Source organism: Anaplasma bovis (assembly GCF_036903315.1).
Taxonomy (GTDB): domain Bacteria; phylum Pseudomonadota; class Alphaproteobacteria; order Rickettsiales; family Anaplasmataceae; genus Anaplasma; species Anaplasma bovis.
In genome coordinates this window covers 13,388-30,646 of record NZ_JAWLNY010000006.1, presented here as the reverse complement: position 1 = coordinate 30,646, position 17,259 = coordinate 13,388, and the positions used below count along the sequence as shown (strand labels likewise).

Genomic DNA, 17,259 nt, shown 5'->3' with positions numbered 1-17,259 from the left:
CATAAGATTATCTGGATATATGGAAGAGGAGAAATTCCATATCGCTAGAAATCACTTGATCCCTGCCCTCCTTCAGGAGCATGGTTTGCGTTCAAAGGAATTTGAGATATCTGATGGAGCAATCTATGATGTCATAAGGTATTATACCCGAGAAAGTGGGGTTAGAAGTCTGAAAAGAGAGCTAGCTTCTCTGATGAGGAAGTGTGTTAAGCAACTTGTTACGGATAAGGACGTTGGTAGGGTTACCATCGGAACTGACGATGTCGTCAAGTATCTTGGTGCGCAAAAGTATGACATAGGCGTAAAGGAAGAGAATAGCATGGTGGGCGCTGTTACAGGATTGGCGTACACCGACACTGGGGGAGAGCTACTCACGATAGAAGCTGTGTTTACAAACGGTAAGGGAGAAGTAAAGTGCACTGGTAAGCTTGGTGAGGTGATGCAGGAATCGGTTAAGGCTGCTTACAGTTACGTAATGTCAAAGTACGCCGATTTTAGTATTAAATCAGGAGGCTTTAAGGCTCAGGACGTGCATGTACACGTTCCGGAAGGAGCGACTCCCAAGGATGGGCCTTCAGCGGGCATTGCAATATGTGTTGCTATAATATCGCTTGTTACAGGCATGCCTGTAAAGAATACGGTCGCTATGACTGGAGAGATTACTTTGAGGGGTAGGGTTCTTCCTATAGGGGGGCTAAAGGAAAAGTTGTTAGCTGCAATGCGTGGTGGAATTTCCACGGTTCTTATCCCTAGTAAAAACAAAAAAGATATAGACGAGCTTCCAGACTCGGTTAAGAAGTGTATGGAGATAGTGCTGGTATCAAACATGGACGAGGTTGTTACACATGCACTAGTGGGAGAAATTGTACCGTCGGTTGAGATAGTGAAACAGCAGATTTCCTCTGCTGGGAGCGTGGGGGAGAGTGATGTGCTGTGTAGCTCATATGGCGGTTTGCAGAACTAAGATTAAGTCTCATAGCAGAATTTCTAGCCGCTGGGTCGCGTTTCCCAGCGGATTTCGTATTATGTGTAGATATACGTTGTAAGTTGTTTCAGTGTGTCATACAATAGGCCGTTAGGGGGGTTGTAGCTCAGTTGGTCAGAGCGACTCGCTCATAACGAGTGGGCCGTAGGTTCAAGTCCTACCAACCCCACGCTTGTTGTTTTGAACTTTGGCAGAGGGTTTGCATGAGAGTTGTATTCATGGGATCCTCCGAGTTTTCGATCCCTTCTCTTGAGAAGTTGTTGGGGTCACAACACGATGTTGTTGCGGTTTACAGCAAGGCTCCCAAACCTGCGGGCAGGGGGTATTCCTTAACGAAAACACCTTTACATTCTTATGCTGACTCTCATGGAATTCCTGTAAGAAATCCCATTACACTAAATGCTCCGGGAAGCGCGGAAGCCATGGCCGAGTATTCTCCTGATGTCATAGTTGTGGTATCGTATGGGCTGATACTGCCAAAATGGGTGCTTTGTGCAACAAAATTTGGCTGTATAAATGTCCACCCTTCCTTGCTTCCGAGGTGGAGGGGAGCAGCTCCCATGGAGCATACTATACTTTCTGGTGATAGCATAACAGGTGTCACAATAATGTGTATCGACGAAGGTATTGATTCTGGAGATATTTTTCTACAGGAGGAAACTCCTGTGGGTGAGAAGGAGAATATAGTTGAGCTCAGGCATAGGCTATCTCATATGGGCAGTGACTTGTTGTTAAAAGTTATGGACAATCTTGACAGTATTGTGCCAGTCAAGCAGGGAAACGAAAACATAACATATGCAAATAAAATCACTGATTTTCGTATAGACTTTAACAATTCTGCGGATTACATATGCAGACAGATAAGGGCCGTGTATCCGAAAGCATTTTTTATGCTTTCTGGTACAAGGGTGAGAATTTTGGACGCAGAAGGTTATACTTTTTCTGGAGATATGGACGCTGGTTGCGTAATAAATGACAAATTACACATAAAGTGTGGAGACAACACTGCGTTGGTGCCTCTTGTAGTGCAGAGGGAATCCAGGAACCCGTGTGATATAGAAAGTTTTTTGCGGGGACTTACGTTAAAAGGCATACCATCAGAAGTTTCATGAGCTTTTAAGCGCTGCGTAATTCTTATGTTTGGATAGTGCTACGTGTGGGTTGAAAAATTGACAATTACCCGTTTCTGAAATAGCATGAAGGGGGGTTTTTGTGCAGGGAGTGCGATCTATGGGGTATATTGTTGCCGCTTTTTATAGGTTTGTGCACCTAGATAACTACTATGACATGCGTCCAGTCATATTGAAGTTCTGTGTAGATCATGGAATAAAAGGTACGATAATCCTGGCGGAACAAGGCATAAATGCTACTATATCAGGTGATGAGTCTGCTATAGGGGACTTTTTCGAATTTCTCGACTCAGATGACAGACTTTCGCAGATTCAATACCAGAGGAGTTATTCTGATATCCTTCCCTTCTCAAAAATGAAAGTACGCTTGAAAAGTGAGATAGTAAGGCTGGGGATAGAGGGATTTGACTGTTCTAGTAGGGGAACTTATGTGGATCCTAGCGAATGGGATGATTTTGTTTCTAGGTCTAATGTATACGTGATAGATACAAGAAATGAATATGAGGTGGAGTTCGGTAGGTTTAAGGGGTCTATTAATCCTGGGACTGGTTCATTTAGAGAATTCCCGGACTGGGCCGTAAATTGGGCGCGTGACAAAGATAAAAATGCCGAGATTGCCATGTACTGCACGGGTGGTATCAGATGTGAAAAGTCCACTGCTTTCATGAAGAGCATTGGTTTTGATAACGTATACCACCTAAAGGGCGGTATACTGAACTACCTAAAAACTGTAGGTAAAAAAGGAAATTTATGGGAAGGTGAGTGCTTTGTTTTTGATGACAGGGTTGCTGTTGATAAGGACGTATCTCCCAGTAAGAATATAAAATGCGCGGTGTGCGCGGGATCTGTTAGTGAGATGGATTTGCGATCCGTCACCAAGGGGCGTGTTGTTTGTGGTGTATGTAACGAATAAGTTATGCATTGAGCGCTTGGTTGTTTCCTGTGTGAACTTCGTTATAACATTGGTTGATAATAAGGTATTACTATGGAAACCCCCTGCAAAATTGTGTTGAATCTTCACTTAGTTTCCGATTCAACGTGCGAGACTGTCGCCGCCGTTGCAAGGTCTGCTGTTGAGCACTTCAAGTCACTAGAGGTAAATGAGTTCGTATGGTCTCTTGTGGGAAACAGGCGCCATATAGACAGGATAATAGCTAATATCAAGCCAGAGAAGAACAATCTCATAATGTATACAATGCTCGATGACGAGCTGAGGGAGTATTTGAAGAGCAAGGCTGCGGTGTTGAATGTAAGGTGCATACCGGTTCTGGCGCACATAATTAGGGAAATTTCCTGTTACTTTAGTGTGTCAAAGGATCCCAACGCTCTTCCCCACAAGCTCAGTGACGAATATTTCAATAGAATTGAGGCTATAAATTACACAATTGCGCACGATGACGGACAGAATTTATGGGACATTGATCAGGCGGATATAGTTATAGTGGGGGTCTCTAGGACGTCAAAATCTCCTACTAGCATATACCTTGCCTATAGGGGATATAAGGTTGCCAATATACCGGTAATAAACACTATACCTATGCCATTGGACTTTTTGTCACTTGAAAAAAAGCTGGTTGTTGGTTTGACTATTGACATAGATAGGCTCATACAAATTCGCAGGAATCGACTGATATCAATTAAAAACCAGAGCAATAGCGACTATGTGGACCACGAGCAGGTAGCTACGGAGGTGGAGGAGGTCAAAAGGATTTGTGTAGCAAATAAGTGGCCTATAATAGATGTAACGCAAAAGTCTATTGAAGAAATAGCGGCAAACATAGTATCGTTCTTTAACAAAAAGAACAACAAGATAGGTGGCGAGACGTTTTGTTGAGCTGTAGGATGAGTAGTATACGTCGTGGGCTTCTGAGCGCAGTTTGAAAAGTTTCAAGTTGTATTTAAAGGTATCAGTTATGTATTTTGAACAGAAGCAGTTATGCACCTAGTAGATGGAAGTTGCTTCGGCCCAAAAGAAGCTGGAGCTGAGGTACATAAGTTGTATTCAAACATTGGCAAAGACGTCTATGCGGTAGGAGTGAGGTGTGCAGACGATCTGTATGCAGACTACTATTTCGATGGGGAAAAAGAACTCAAGTTTTTTTATAAGTGCCGTGATTCTGTTGCTGATATGGACGCTTTTTCTCAAGCATGTAGGAATGTCATGAAGCACGTAAGTTCCACAACATGTCGCAATGTGAAGAGCGTGTACCTGGATTATATGGTATTGGCCAGGGCTTTTGCCAATAAAACGTTATCAGGTTCTTCCGAAATGGAGGATTTGGACGGCATCACGGGCGAATATCTACCTGTTATAGCTGCTGGATTCGAAACTGATTTTGAAGAGAGATTACGCTTTAAAAGCATTGATACCATAGGGTTTTATCCGATAGTTGCTGACGCCGGGTGGTATGAGCTTGTTGCTAGCTGTGGTGCGAAAACAATACAACTGAGGATCAAAAGTGGGTCCAAACATAAAATTGAAGAAGAAGTAGGTTTATGCTCAGAAATTGCTGCAAAATATGGAGCAAAACTCATCGTAAATGATCACTGGGAAGTTGCTCTCAAGTACAAGGCATACGGAGTGCATCTTGGACAAGACGATTTAAAGACTGCGGATTTGAATACCATAAGGGAGTCAGAAACACGCCTTGGCATAAGCACACACTGTTTTCATGAGCTTGCAACTGCTCTGTTTTATAAGCCATCATACATTGCTTTTGGTGCCATATACGGCACTACCTCTAAGGAGATGGAGTTCAAGGCACAGAGTACTTCATTGCTCAGCAGGTGGGTAAAATGTGCAACATGTCCTGTTGTTGCCATAGGAGGTATAACACTTTCTAACGTTGAGGACGTAGTTAGGACTGGTGTAAGCGGGATTGCTGTTATATCTGCAGTCACCCATGCTGCAGATCCAAAACAGGCGGTGAAAGAGTTTATACGTATTTGTGGTGCCTAGCTAGAATAATGGCTAAACCTATAGAGAAGAGTACGACATTATTGGCTTGGATCCATGGTATCCTTTTCATGACTGCTTATGGACATGGGACTTACACTAAGCAAGGAAAGCGTATTGCCGCGTTTAGCTAGGATCTTAAACAAAAACCCACTGAAATTAAACTCTTCACCTTCTTCAGGAATGCGCTCTATGTTATACAGAACCAACCCTGCAATTGTAGAGGCATCTTCTGGCAAGTTCCATCTGAGTTGCCTATTTATATCTCGTATAGGTGCGCAACCATCTATATGATATTCGTTAGGAGCAACCTCTGTTACCATACTTTGTGGTATAGTGTCATGCTCATCTGAAATATCTCCTACTATCTCCTCGAGAATATCTTCAAGAGTCACAGCACCTTGCAGGGTACCATACTCATCTACCACGAGGGCCAAATGTCTACGCTTGTTTCGAAAATTATGGAGTTGTACCGTAAGGGGTGTGGTGTCCGGAACAAACCAGGGCTTCTTTATTATGTTGCAGATATCGCTCTTAGTCACATTGCTGTTTTTTTCTCGCACTAAGTCTGCAACGTCTCTGACGTGCACTACCCCCACTATAGATTCTTCGCTGTTTTGCCATACTGGAATTCTACTGTGCCTACTTTTCAAGATGTGCTCGATGAGGGTGTGAACATCTTCGTCTATGTTTAAGGCAAACAGATTTTTTCTATGCGTCATCACTTGAGATATTTCTGTTTGTGCTAGATCAAGCACGCTACTCAGCATATCTAAATCTTGCTGCAGCATGGTTCCCTTTCCATCGTGCATTAGTATGAGATTTCGCATAGCGTCAGCTGCAGATATCATCTCTTTGTCTTCTCTTGCTCTAAGAACTTTTAGAGCTAGATTTACCATAAGGCGCACCATCGCCGAAATTGGAGATAAGACGAGAGAACAACAGAACATCATCCTTGCTGTACGAAGAGATATCTTTTCTGGGTTCTGTACGGCGTACGTTTTCGGCAGTACTTCCGAGAATATGAGGATAAGGCATGTAACGGAAAAAGTTGACGCTATAATACCCTCTGGACCCAACACGCGCAAGAAGAGAACCGTGGCCACAGAAGACGCTGCTATGTTTGCTATAGTATTTCCAATGAGTAGTGTGCTAAGCACGTGTTCTTTATTTGCGCTTAGGGTATAGACAAGACGGGCCCTTTTGTCTCCGCCCAACATCAACTTGTGCATCGAAGAAACGCTCACTGCAGTGAAGGCTGTTTCTGCGGCAGAAAACAGAGCAGAGGCAATCAACAACAAGACAAAAACGAACAAAACAATGAACGGCACCCCATCTGCTCGCACTATACATGACAATACCATCAGATTCAAGATGAAAGTTTATCAGCTATTTCCAAGTGATGCCAAATCCTGGACACTCCATTACAATGCTTTCATTAACCCGCAATTACTGTATACTAGCTCGAGAAGTGACCTAGTAATTATAGCAAAAAGGGAGGTGTATAACATGCACCCTATAGTGTATCTCATTGAGACGCTACTTAGTATGTACAACTTTGCACTTATTGCGTGGGTTGTGCTGGGATGGCTTATAGCCACTAGAATAGTGAACAGTTACAATAACTTTGTATACAGTTTTTACACCATGCTGAGCAGAATTTTAAGTCCTGCCATCTCCCTGATCAGAAGGTGGATTCCTGGTGTTGTAGGAGTAGATCTATCACCAATTATTCTCATCATCTTTATAAATTTTCTTAGGTACACTCTGCGATACTATTTTGGGTAGATGGATTGAGGGAATGGGTAACTTAGTAAGGTGGATACATTGTTTTGTATGTGTTGTGCTGATTGGGTTTCTCGCTGTATCTGTCGCTACATATGATGTTGTAGACGTATCTTTTAATACCTCAGGAACATGGGATAGTGTAAACGCAGTAAAAAATCTCGCAGGTAAATTTGGTTCATATGTAGGAGATGTTATAGTACAGGGCTTCGGCATATCAGCCATCGTTCCCATGATTTTTGTATTGTTATGGGTATTCAGAGTAGTCCCGCGTGCGGAAATGGTAAGCATACGTGTCTTATGCGTACTGGGTTGCACTTCTTGTATAGGGGGGATAGTTTCCAAGTTATCGTTTCCCATAACTAGTAGATTCTATCACGGTGGTTTTGTGGGCTCAAAACTAGTAGAGGTTCACTATGGTGTGCTGTTGCTAGCTCTTGTGTGCTTCGGTTTTGGAAGTATAGGTTTAAAAGCTATAACTACTCTGTGGTCTGCATCATTAAATTTGTTGGTCAGGTTAAGGTTCAGGGATGCTTATTCACGCAAGGTGAAGATAGTAGACTGTGGGAAGTATGTGGACTGCAAAACACCTGCGACGGTTTTTTCGAGTATTCTTCGCTTCGTTGTTGGAATTTTTCCTATCAAGAAGGGTGCACGTAGGGAAGATGACTTTCCGGTCGAAGATACTTCCGGTGAACCTCCCATGGAGTATAGCTTGCGCAACTATCCTATAAAAGATATCTCGCGTGACGCGTACGATGATAGCGAAAATAACTACAGCGGTGCAGCTTTGAGCACAGAAAGTAACCGCGATGAGGACCTCGAACAGTACGATGATTTTGAAAACTTCAACGATGATATAGATTCCTACGATGACAATGAATGGGCAGCAGGTTCTCCAGAGCATAATCATCATGTGCCATCTCATGAGGAAATTGACGACTATGAAGATGAGCCTACCTTATCTCAGGGGTTTTATCCGGAGAGACGACACGTGGGCAGTAGTACGATGGCAGACGCTGGTTATGTGAACAAGTTAAAGAGGCAAGAAAGCTTTGCTCTTCCAAGTATTAACCTATTGAGCAAGGGAAGAGGTCCCGTGGAGCGGAGTAGGGGCTTGCTAGCTGATAAGGATGAGACAGAAAAGCTTTACGCAGTTCTAAAAGATTTCGGAGTTAACGGCAGAATAATAAATGTGTTTCACGGCCCCGTGGTTACGACGTACGAATTTGAGCCATGCGCAGGGACAAAAGCATCAAGAATTATAGGGTTATCAGATGACATAGCGAGGTCTATGTGTGCTCTCTCGACCAGGATTTCTATAGTGCCAGGTAGGAACGTTTTGGGAATAGAACTTCCAAATTACCACAGGGAGATGGTAATGCTGCGTGATATCGTGGAAAGTGAAGAATATAGGAATCCTGAGCTGATTCTGCCAGTTGTGCTCGGCAAGGGAATAGATGGCAGGCCGGTGGTCGCAGACTTAACTAGGATGCCACATCTCTTGATAGCCGGCACTACCGGTTCTGGCAAATCTGTGGGAATAAATACCATGGTTTTGTCTCTTCTATATAGGCTTACGCCAGAACAATGCAGAATGATAATGATAGATCCTAAAGTACTTGAGTTGTCTGTATACGATAATATACCTCATCTATTGACGCCTGTGGTTACAGAGGCAAAAAAGGCAGTTGCAGTGCTGAAATGGGTTGTGGCTGAGATGGAAGAGCGGTACAAACTCATGTCTGCCATAGGAGTTCGCAACATTACGGGGTACAACGAGAAAATTAGCGAGGCTCTACTAAAGGGAGGGGTGTTTGAAAGGACCTTACAGAGGGGATTTGACAGAAATACAGGAAGCAACATCTACGAGAGAGAAAACATCGAGTTAGTTCCGTTACCATACATTGTGGTTGTGGTGGATGAGATGGCGGACCTTATGATAGTATCCGGAAAAGAGATAGAGTCATCCGTGCAGAGACTATCTCAAATGGCCCGTGCTGCAGGTATACACATAATCATGGCTACGCAACGGCCATCTGTCGATGTTATAACGGGTGTGATAAAGGCAAATTTCCCTACTAGGGTCAGCTTTGCCGTTACGTCAAAAGTAGATAGCAGAACCATTTTAGGGGAACAAGGAGCGGAACAGCTACTTGGTATGGGTGATATGTTATATATGGTATCTGGAGGAAAAATTAAGCGGGTACACGGAGCATTTGTCAGCGATGGAGAGGTAAGAGATGTAGTTAGCTACCTAACTGAGCAGAGGGAGCCTGACTACGTGGAAGCTATAACGGCAGCAGTCGAAGGTTCCAACGGGTACATGGGAATGAGGGACGCAGACTTTGTTGGCGGATATGGCGATGATGACTCGCTTTACGAAAAAGCAGTTGCCATAGTGTGCAGAGGCAAGAAAGTTTCAGTTAGTTACATACAGAGACAGCTGAGAATAGGGTACAATCGCGCCTCGAACCTGGTAGAGCGTATGGAAAGAGAAGGAATAGTGACCGCTATGGATCATTTGGGAAGAAGGGAAGTTATTGTAGAGTCCGCAAGAGCAGACTAGTGGGTTGCCTCGTTCCAGAAGTACATTTGCTCTACTTACGTAGCACATTGCTTGCAGCAATGTAGAGACTCAGGACCTCCCTCCTAGAGCAAGAGACGGGAGGTAGGGTTCCTTATCTAACGTGTGGGTACTAAACAACGTTGTGGTGACAAGGAACCTTCTACCCGCCTTAGTCAGAAAAAGGGGAAGGATACAACCGCGCGCGCACCTTCACAAAGAAAGAGGGCTACTACGCGGTATCTCGCGATATCACACTAGGCAGTCAAGCCTAGGCGAAACATAGCAAAACCACCCCTACCAGTTTTGCGTAGTACGCTACTACAAACCTGCTGCAGCCAGAGTTCTGTCTTCAACAGGTGATGCCACCTCAGAAACCGCAATGACAGATGATACTTCTTCGATAGCAGGTCCTTCCTCATGAGAAAGCAACGGTGCAGTATCACTAGCGTACGATGATGCACCAGCGCCAACAGACAGCTGTTGATCTCCAAGAGATACAGCTTGATCTTCAGCTAGGTCTGGCTCAGTAGCGTGCTCCAGAACTCTTTCAGCTATTGCAAGTGCGATGAACACAGTTCCAAGAACGACTTGCGAGACGAGGAACGCTCTTTCTGTTATGTAGAAGAACTTATGTGTATTTCCAACAAGGATATATGCTTCCCATATGTGGATCAAAAAGTGAACCGCTTCGAAAACAGAGATAACCCCGTACAGAGATGCCCTGATAAAGTAAGACTGAGCACGTCTGCCAGCGGCTGCCTTCTGCGCAAGGGCAACAGTCTGTTTTCCACTATCTTCCAATGCGCTTAGTACGTTCCTCTCTTTCCTATAAGAAAGGTATGTGTCGTACACCCGCAGGAAACCCGCGATTGAGCACATAAAAGGAGATAAGAGGGAAAGCACAAGAGTTGAGTACTGTAGTGCTGCATTGTGTATGTTGCATGCCATCATAACAGACACTGCGCACAAAACTACCCATAGAGCCGCTGAGATTACTGTTAGCCACTCCATAGAATTCTTGATGCGCCTTTCCTTTTCGGTCATCTCCCTTTCACGCGCACTAAGATCCCTTAACTCAACAACAGAGTTTGCTACAAGTATAGCGTGCATCAGAAGGCACAGCCCATAGTATGCAACAGTTACTTTGAAGAGGGTAAGGGTGCTCTGCGGGTGACTTGTGCCCCACAAGGTATACCCGGAAGCGAAGAGTTCCAGCAACAATGAAACGTAAGAAGCGGCCAGAAAGACATCACCAACGCTGAACGGTCTGTTACATTCAGCCTCTTTTTTTTTCAAAAACTGTGGGTCAATCAAAGAAGCAGTAACAGCTCTACTGTCCTTCTCTTCAGCGTCTTCTAGCACGCCAGAAGCCTGAGAAGGGTGCATTTCTATAGTCATAAGCGTAAACGAATGGTTAAAAACGAAAATCTACTCGAAGCTAGCACTTAAAAAATTAAAAGTCAACGGGTGTGCGAAAATGGCAACGGATATGCCCTACAGTGGCAAATTTGCAAACTGCGATATAATCTCATAGTTGTTGTGAGCATTTGCCACATCTAGTAACGCGTGTCCAGTTTTAGTAATGGATCATTAGGATTTTATGTGAACAAGGGTAACAGATGCAACTTTTCTCTTCCCATAAGATGGTCTTATTGTTGCAGTGAATATGCACCAATTCCAATAGCGATGTTACAGATCAAAAACGCTGAAGAAGTACTTATGCGTATTCCCGACAAGAGGATACGCCTTCCAACGTGAATATGCAAAGTCAACAAAGGTGGGGGGGGTAGCCTATGCTTTCTGTGGCGGTAAATTTACAACCCATAAGATGGTCTCGTTGTTGCTGTGAATATGCGCATTTCTAGCAACGTGTGCTCATATTTCTATTCGAGAACCAAAGCCTTTTGCAAACACGGCGCAACAGATACTTCCCCACTACAGTGATGAGAGATAAATGGCGAAGTATCATCATTGGCGTACGATGGGTTATCAGCGCTAACAGACGGCTGTTGATCTGCGAGAGACTCCACTTGCCCTTCAGCTAGGTCTGGCTCAGTAGTGTTTTTCAACACCCTCTCAACCACTGCAAGTACAAGAAACACGGTCGCAAGAACGACTTGCGAGATGAGAAATGCTTCTTCTGTTATGTAGAAGGACATATGCGTATTTCCAACAAGGATATACGCTTCCCATATAGCAACTACAAAGTCAAGCACCACAACAATGGAGATAACCCCATACAGAGATGCCCTAATGAAGTGAGACTGAGCACGTCTATCAGCAGCTGCCTTCTGTGCAGGGGTAACAGTTTGCTCTCCACTAGCCTCCAATGCATCGATTAGATCTCGTTCCTTCCTGTAAGCAAGGTAGGTATCATACACGCGCAAGAAGGCCGAGGGCAAGCACATGAAAGGAGCCACGAGGGAAAGCACAAGAGATGAATACTGAAGTAAACCATTGTGTATGTGGCATGCCATCACAATAGCAAGAGAGCACAGAACCATGAACAACGCTCCCGTAATTGCAGAAAGCAATTCCGTTGCATACTTAACGAGCTTCTCTTTTTCGGTCAGCTTCCTGTCACGTGTACTCAGATCCCTTAACTCAATAGCAGAGTTTGTCAGAAAGACGGCTGACATGAACAGATACAACGAGAAGAATACCACACTGACCCTAAAGAGGGTGAGGTCACTCTGTGGGTGGCTTGCGCACCATAGGGTATATACGGAGCAGCAAAGGTCTAGCAGCAATGAAACATAAGAAGCAGCCAGGAAGACATCACCAACGTTGTGCTGCCAGCGATTGCACTTGGCCTCTTTGTCTTCCAGAAACCGTGGATCAATCAAAGAAGCAGTAACAGCACCACTATCCTTCTCATCAGTAGTTTCTAATACATAAGGACCCTGAGAAGGGCGCACCTCTTCAGTCATAGGCGTAATGAGTGAGTTAAAAAGGGAAATCTATACGAGGCTAACACTTAAAAAATTAAAAGTCAACGTACGAGAGAAAGGAAGAGGGGGGATGGTAACCTACGCGTTCTGTAGTGACAAATTCACAACATGTAATAAAGCATCTCTGTAGGGTGAGCCACGCCCCATGAGAAAACAGAAACTCAGAGGCGCAGAAAATTATGCGCTGTATCATGAACTTTTGGATGTAACAAAGCATCTCTAGGTGAGCTACGAGCCATAAGGAAGAAGAAACTCAGAGGCGTGGAACTGAGAGCCAGGCGCGGAAAATTATGTGCTATATATCAATGAACTCTGGAAAGACATGCTTCCTGCTTTCTCAAAAAAGCCTCAAACATGTGTAGGAATTCGTCTATTTCTTCACGCGAGATGATAAGCGGAGGAGTGAGCCTGAGAACGTTACTAGAGACATTCACAGTTCCGATCGCCAAAATTCCAAATTCAATGAGCTTCTTGGAAAGATCGGGTGCACTTATCACGTCTGAAATCTGTAGCCCTATCATGAGACCCATGCCCCGTACATCTGTTATAATGTCAGGGAACCTGCCCGACATATCAGACAACTTCTCCATTAAATAATTTCCGTTCTTCTCCACTCTTTCTAAAAATCCCGGACTAAGTATCTCTGTTACTACAGCACAAGCAACAGTTGTTGCCAAAGGGTTTCCTCCATACGTAGATCCGTGCATGCGTTGCGAAACAAATTGCCCAGCCCTTTCATTTATAAGACACGCGCCCACGGGAAATCCACCGCCAAACCCTTTCGCCAAAGAGCATATGTCAGGTGTGATCCCAGAATATTCGTGAGCGAAGAACTTTCCCGTTCTTCCGGAGCCGCACTGTACACAATCGAAAAACAGCAGTATATCCTGCTCATCACAAAGGGTACGGAGCTCCCTCAGAAAGTCGAAGCTCAGAACATGTATGCCACCCTCACCCTGAACGGGTTCTAACAATATAGTCCCCACATTTCCCTTGCTCACTTCGTCCCTAACTGATTGTATGTCAGGATTCACACTGGCAAACCAATCAACATACGGATACAAAGCAGCTAGAAATCCCGCGGGCTCATTGGCAGAACATGTAGCATAGGTGCGTCCGTGGAACGAACGCCTCAGCGTAAGTACCTTGTATCTTTCGTGCCTGCCTATTCCACTTTGGTATGATCTGGCAATCTTCAGGCCACATTCTACGGCTTCAGCTCCAGAATTTGCGAAGAATGCCATGTCGGCAAAGCTAAAATCAGTCAGCTTCTTAGCTAAACACTCCGCTTCAGGTATTGTATATAAATTTGACACATGCCAAGGACCTTCATGTGCCTTTTTTACCAAGGCCTCTATCATGGAGGGGTTGCAGTGCCCTAAAGAACTGGTCGCTATACCGGCACCCATATCCAAATAACGCTTTCCGTCCTTGTCATACAGGTACACGCCGTTGCCACGTACGAAACTCACTTCATGTGGACTATAAAACGGGATAACACGGCTGCGCCCCATATTCCGCCTCCAGATGTCAGAAATCCTGCTATCTGTAGCACACTTGCTAATGTGTATCAATATAAAAATATTTGTTAAGAATTGATGTTCAGTATTGTAATAATATTCACGTGTTTGTGTGCTGGTAAGAGCGATGGTGGCCAAAATTTTAAAGTTTTCACTTCTTGCTATCTTTGCGACGCTACTTTTTGTGGCTGTTAAGTATGCTAATTTCTACGTTTTGGAAAGGACGGTTACTAACGTATCGAGGGAGCTAAACTTAGAACTTAATTCTATATTGTCTCACTCAATACTGAATAAGTATTCAGGACTATTGAATGAAGTTCCTACGCACGTGGGTACAAACCCATATCACATAAATTTGGCGATAAAACTTCGTGCAGAATTCATACACGCGCTGAATGGTCTAAAAAACGTTGATGTGGTGCTTTATAGTCCAACGGGAGTCGTAATGTTCACCGTGTCAGAGAATTTTGACAGCACGGCAAATGTGCATCCACTCACTGAGGAGCAGCTATCTTTTCTGAGCGAAGGTAAAGTGCTGCACGAAAAAATCGGTAATAGAGTGTATTCGTCGTTATTTCCCGTATACTCAGACAATTCTGACTCAAACACAGCATTTCTTAAGATAACAAAAGATTACAGTGAACTAGCTGAGACTCTCTCTGCACGTAATATTGTGGCTTCGGCGCCAGTCGGACTCGTAGTAATTATTTGTGTTATCCTCATTGCTATTGTACACAGAAAAAACAGGCAACTGTTAACTAAGCAGTGTGATGTAAATCTTGAATTGCGTGAAAAGAAGGAGAATGCGGAAAGGGATAGTGTGGGCAAGTCGCAATTTTTGGCTAATGTCAGTCATGAATTGAGGACCCCCCTGAATTCTATAATAGGTTTTTCAGAGATAATCGTTAAAGAATCTTTTGGCCCAATTGGGAACGAGCAATACAAAGAGTATGTGCACAATATTCACAGTGCTGGAACTCACCTATTGAGCTTGATAAATGACATATTTGACTTCTCTAGAGCTGAAGCAAACAAGCTGGTCGTAGAGCTAGTAAGGTGCGACCTAAGAAAAGTAGTAGATGCGTGTTTCAAAATGTTGTCTACTAAGGCACAAGAAGCAAAGATAGACCTACAGCTGGATGTGCCAGAAACTCAAATCGTTGTTCTCGCGGATGCTGGTAGAATGAGGCAAGTTATCCTAAATATACTGACAAACGCTTTAAAATTTACTCCAGAAAATGGTTTTGTGAAGCTTACTGTCAGCGTTAAAGATAATGTGACCATAGAGGTTAGCGATAATGGCATAGGAATAGCGGAACAAGACTTATACAAAGTGATGTCTGTGTTTGGACAAGCTGATAGTGCGCATTCCCGAAGGTATGAAGGTGCTGGATTGGGGCTACCATTGAGCAAAAAGTTGGTAGAACTTATGAATGGTACATTTAGCATAAAAAGTGAACCCAGTCTGGGTACTGTAGTAACCATGGTCTTTCCGCATGTTGAAGAAGACAACTCAGGAGAGAAGAGCTTTTGATTGTGGAGGGATGAGTAGTGTGTAACTAAAGATGCTATGACGTAGTAGGATCAAAAGTCAATTCTATCTCTTTCCAAGCTTCATAATCTACGTTTTGTAGCTCCTTGAATGGACTACACTTGCGCACAGCTCGTAAAGCACTGTCTGCCACTGCTCTAAATACAGGGTCACTGTTGTAGATATGCATGTCACGCACCATTAGTGCTGATATACGCCCGTGCATATCAAGCGCTAGGGTAACCTTGACCGCTTTGCTGGCATGAGCATCAGAAAATACGGACCAGCAGCTAGATAGCCTGCTGGTCAGGAGATTCAGCTCTTTCTTTGTAAGGCTGCTGCGTTCATACTTCACAGGTAAATCCTTAGAATTCGTCTGCTGTTCACCTGTTGTACCAGCTACAGTAGGTTTAGAGAAAATAGAATCCAAGCGCTCCCGTAGAAGGGAGGACTTTTTTGGTGAGTAGTTCAGCTTGTCAACAGCGTGCCTGATACTGTGAGGAGGGCGTAAGAGCCTGCGACTCTGCACAACCTTCTCTGGCAACTGTTGGCTGCTACCTCCTTCCGTCTCTACTGTTATAGGTTGTACGGATTCACCATGTACCGAAGGCGCGCTCATAACGCGCTTATATTGCAGTTGAGCATGCCCTACAGGACGTACCTGTACCACCAACACAACGCTAATTAAAGCGTGCAAAAGCACAGACAATGCTACATGAACATTGCCTATCAAGATATCGCAAACCTTATGGACTGCACCTGACATTGCCAACCATGTTGCCTAAACAAACCACCCCCTTTACGTATTAATCGCACAGACCACACACGCAACAAGGACACGAACCAGATCGCCACGAACACCTAAATAGTATTCTTTTCTACAACGGTCAAGACAGTAGAATATGTTATCACATATCTGTAACCCAGAGTTTGCCATATATTATAGAATTGGGCGCGACAAGCTCAATTCTTAGTTGGCAGACAAAAACATGCAGCATAGGTATAGCACTCGTCGATATAGGATAGATCCATCTCCTATTCTCCGCTGATAAGGAATGTTCCCAATTCATACACCAGGTTCCTGGTTCTATTGTATGAGCTAGACGCTGTTGAATAGAACCTGTGATAAAAGACGCTTGCAGGTATTTTTACTAGCAATCCCAAAGCTATTGTAGATAGGGACTCAGATATAAGTTGGGCAATAGCTGCGGGCGCTATGGTTTCTGAGAGGGCATACCCCCCTAAGCCTTCCATTATACACCATATTGTGCCCAGTATTCCCAGCATAATAGCAGAGGAGCCTATAGGTACTAATGGATCTGCGAGGTGATTTAGCTTTTCAAGGTGTCTTCCTAGAGCAGCGTTAACAAATACGAAGAAGCTTTCTCGTTTATCTGTTACCAGTCTAGCATTAGACAGGCTGCTATGGAGTATTTGTGCAACAACGCTATCGCTGGACTTCATGATGTCTTCTATGTTTTTTGTAGATTCGTAATCAGAATGTAAGGCAGCTTCTATCTCCCTTATTTCCTTTAGACGTTTCCGCAGTTCCCAGTGGTTTTTCAGTATTATTGCCCAGGAAGTCACCGATAACGCAACCAGTATCAGATTGATGAGTCTTATACACACGCTAGTTTCTGAAAACATATAAAACATCACATATACCTGTAATTCCCTCAGAATATTGTTCAGAGCAAAAATGCCTACAATGCCCCAAGTCCTATACTCCTAATTTTGTTTTACAACAACAACAAAAAGTAGAAGTCGGAGACGTGATTATTTATCGTAGACCTATGTATTAGTGTGGATGTATATTACTATCGTAAGTGCTT

At 43.9% G+C, this 17,259-nt stretch carries 15 protein-coding genes and 1 tRNA gene; 10 read left to right on the top strand and 6 right to left on the bottom strand.

The window, feature by feature from the left end:
- From R4I06_RS01210 to thiE, 6 genes are all read left to right on the top strand, one after another.
- The coding region (locus tag R4I06_RS01210; protein WP_334413674.1) for a S16 family serine protease at positions 1–964 on the top strand (964 nt) is incomplete at its 5' end.
- A gap of 116 nt (positions 965–1,080) precedes the next feature.
- A tRNA-Met gene (locus tag R4I06_RS01205) sits at positions 1,081–1,154 on the top strand.
- A gap of 34 nt (positions 1,155–1,188) precedes the next feature.
- On the top strand, positions 1,189–2,097 hold the full coding sequence (gene fmt / locus R4I06_RS01200) for a methionyl-tRNA formyltransferase (RefSeq protein WP_334413673.1): 909 nt from the start codon (positions 1,189–1,191) through the stop codon (positions 2,095–2,097).
- A 118-nt stretch (positions 2,098–2,215) separates the two neighbouring features.
- Positions 2,216–3,028: an oxygen-dependent tRNA uridine(34) hydroxylase TrhO gene (trhO, locus tag R4I06_RS01195; protein ID WP_334413672.1), complete on the top strand. Its 813-nt coding sequence runs from the start codon at positions 2,216–2,218 to the stop codon at positions 3,026–3,028.
- Positions 3,029–3,100: 72 nt separating this feature from the next.
- The gene (locus R4I06_RS01190; protein ID WP_334413671.1) at positions 3,101–3,949 is read left to right on the top strand and encodes a pyruvate, water dikinase regulatory protein; all 849 of its coding nucleotides are present in this window, start codon (positions 3,101–3,103) and stop codon (positions 3,947–3,949) included.
- Positions 3,950–4,051: 102 nt separating this feature from the next.
- Positions 4,052–5,074: a thiamine phosphate synthase gene (gene thiE, locus R4I06_RS01185; protein ID WP_334413670.1), complete on the top strand. Its 1,023-nt coding sequence runs from the start codon at positions 4,052–4,054 to the stop codon at positions 5,072–5,074.
- Between the two features lie 38 nt (positions 5,075–5,112).
- On the opposite strand, the gene R4I06_RS01180 is transcribed toward thiE, so the two are convergent.
- Positions 5,113–6,435, bottom strand: coding sequence for an HlyC/CorC family transporter (locus R4I06_RS01180; RefSeq protein WP_334413675.1), 1,323 nt, complete (start codon positions 6,433–6,435; stop codon positions 5,113–5,115).
- Between R4I06_RS01180 and R4I06_RS04665 the strand changes: the two genes are divergently transcribed.
- Together R4I06_RS04665 and R4I06_RS01170 are read left to right on the top strand one after the other, a co-directional pair.
- Complete coding sequence (locus tag R4I06_RS04665) at positions 6,323–6,859, top strand: YggT family protein (RefSeq protein ID WP_410519369.1); 537 nt, start codon at positions 6,323–6,325, stop codon at positions 6,857–6,859. The two genes, R4I06_RS01180 and R4I06_RS04665, sit on opposite strands and share 113 nt — an antisense overlap.
- A gap of 13 nt (positions 6,860–6,872) precedes the next feature.
- A complete protein-coding gene (locus tag R4I06_RS01170; RefSeq protein WP_334413668.1) occupies positions 6,873–9,425 on the top strand; it encodes an FtsK/SpoIIIE family DNA translocase in 2,553 nt (850 codons plus the stop codon).
- Positions 9,426–9,743: 318 nt separating this feature from the next.
- Here R4I06_RS01170 and R4I06_RS01165 read toward each other — a convergent pair whose 3' ends face one another.
- Positions 9,744–10,823, bottom strand: a complete 1,080-nt coding sequence (locus R4I06_RS01165; RefSeq protein WP_334413667.1) for a hypothetical protein — start codon at positions 10,821–10,823, stop codon at positions 9,744–9,746.
- 168 nt (positions 10,824–10,991) lie between these two features.
- Here R4I06_RS01165 and R4I06_RS01160 point away from each other — a divergent pair, with 168 nt between their 5' ends.
- Complete coding sequence (locus R4I06_RS01160) at positions 10,992–11,183, top strand: hypothetical protein (RefSeq protein ID WP_334413666.1); 192 nt, start codon at positions 10,992–10,994, stop codon at positions 11,181–11,183.
- 125 nt (positions 11,184–11,308) lie between these two features.
- Here R4I06_RS01160 and R4I06_RS01155 read toward each other — a convergent pair whose 3' ends face one another.
- Together R4I06_RS01155 and R4I06_RS01150 are read right to left on the bottom strand one after the other, a co-directional pair.
- Positions 11,309–12,355, bottom strand: a complete 1,047-nt coding sequence (locus R4I06_RS01155; protein ID WP_334413665.1) for a hypothetical protein — start codon at positions 12,353–12,355, stop codon at positions 11,309–11,311.
- Positions 12,356–12,678: 323 nt separating this feature from the next.
- Positions 12,679–13,890 carry an aspartate aminotransferase family protein gene (locus R4I06_RS01150; RefSeq protein WP_334413664.1) on the bottom strand — a complete coding sequence of 404 codons (1,212 nt, stop codon included), beginning with the start codon at positions 13,888–13,890 and terminating at the stop codon, positions 12,679–12,681.
- A gap of 133 nt (positions 13,891–14,023) precedes the next feature.
- On the opposite strand from R4I06_RS01150, the gene R4I06_RS01145 reads away from it, so the two are divergent.
- Positions 14,024–15,430: a sensor histidine kinase gene (locus tag R4I06_RS01145; RefSeq protein WP_334413663.1), complete on the top strand. Its 1,407-nt coding sequence runs from the start codon at positions 14,024–14,026 to the stop codon at positions 15,428–15,430.
- A gap of 34 nt (positions 15,431–15,464) precedes the next feature.
- Here R4I06_RS01145 and R4I06_RS01140 read toward each other — a convergent pair whose 3' ends face one another.
- Both R4I06_RS01140 and R4I06_RS01135 read right to left on the bottom strand, forming a co-directional pair.
- Positions 15,465–16,193: a hypothetical protein gene (locus R4I06_RS01140; RefSeq protein WP_334413662.1), complete on the bottom strand. Its 729-nt coding sequence runs from the start codon at positions 16,191–16,193 to the stop codon at positions 15,465–15,467.
- 269 nt (positions 16,194–16,462) lie between these two features.
- On the bottom strand, positions 16,463–17,074 hold the full coding sequence (locus R4I06_RS01135; protein WP_334413661.1) for a MotA/TolQ/ExbB proton channel family protein: 612 nt from the start codon (positions 17,072–17,074) through the stop codon (positions 16,463–16,465).
- Positions 17,075–17,259 lie beyond the last annotated feature (185 nt).

What these genes read in the sequence shown, in the direction of transcription:
- fmt (WP_334413673.1), top strand. Translation starts at nt 1,189, where the DNA reads ATGAGAGTTGTATTCATGGGATCCTCCGAGTTTTCGATCCCTTCTCTT.
- trhO (WP_334413672.1), top strand. Translation starts at nt 2,216, where the DNA reads ATGGGGTATATTGTTGCCGCTTTTTATAGGTTTGTGCACCTAGATAAC.
- R4I06_RS01190 (WP_334413671.1), top strand. Translation starts at nt 3,101, where the DNA reads ATGGAAACCCCCTGCAAAATTGTGTTGAATCTTCACTTAGTTTCCGAT.
- thiE (WP_334413670.1), top strand. Translation starts at nt 4,052, where the DNA reads ATGCACCTAGTAGATGGAAGTTGCTTCGGCCCAAAAGAAGCTGGAGCT.
- R4I06_RS01180 (WP_334413675.1), bottom strand. Translation starts at nt 6,435, where the DNA reads ATGGTATTGTCATGTATAGTGCGAGCAGATGGGGTGCCGTTCATTGTT.
- R4I06_RS01170 (WP_334413668.1), top strand. Translation starts at nt 6,873, where the DNA reads ATGGGTAACTTAGTAAGGTGGATACATTGTTTTGTATGTGTTGTGCTG.
- R4I06_RS01165 (WP_334413667.1), bottom strand. Translation starts at nt 10,823, where the DNA reads ATGACTATAGAAATGCACCCTTCTCAGGCTTCTGGCGTGCTAGAAGAC.
- R4I06_RS01155 (WP_334413665.1), bottom strand. Translation starts at nt 12,355, where the DNA reads ATGACTGAAGAGGTGCGCCCTTCTCAGGGTCCTTATGTATTAGAAACT.
- R4I06_RS01150 (WP_334413664.1), bottom strand. Translation starts at nt 13,890, where the DNA reads ATGGGGCGCAGCCGTGTTATCCCGTTTTATAGTCCACATGAAGTGAGT.
- R4I06_RS01145 (WP_334413663.1), top strand. Translation starts at nt 14,024, where the DNA reads ATGGTGGCCAAAATTTTAAAGTTTTCACTTCTTGCTATCTTTGCGACG.
- R4I06_RS01140 (WP_334413662.1), bottom strand. Translation starts at nt 16,193, where the DNA reads ATGTCAGGTGCAGTCCATAAGGTTTGCGATATCTTGATAGGCAATGTT.
- R4I06_RS01135 (WP_334413661.1), bottom strand. Translation starts at nt 17,074, where the DNA reads ATGTTTTCAGAAACTAGCGTGTGTATAAGACTCATCAATCTGATACTG.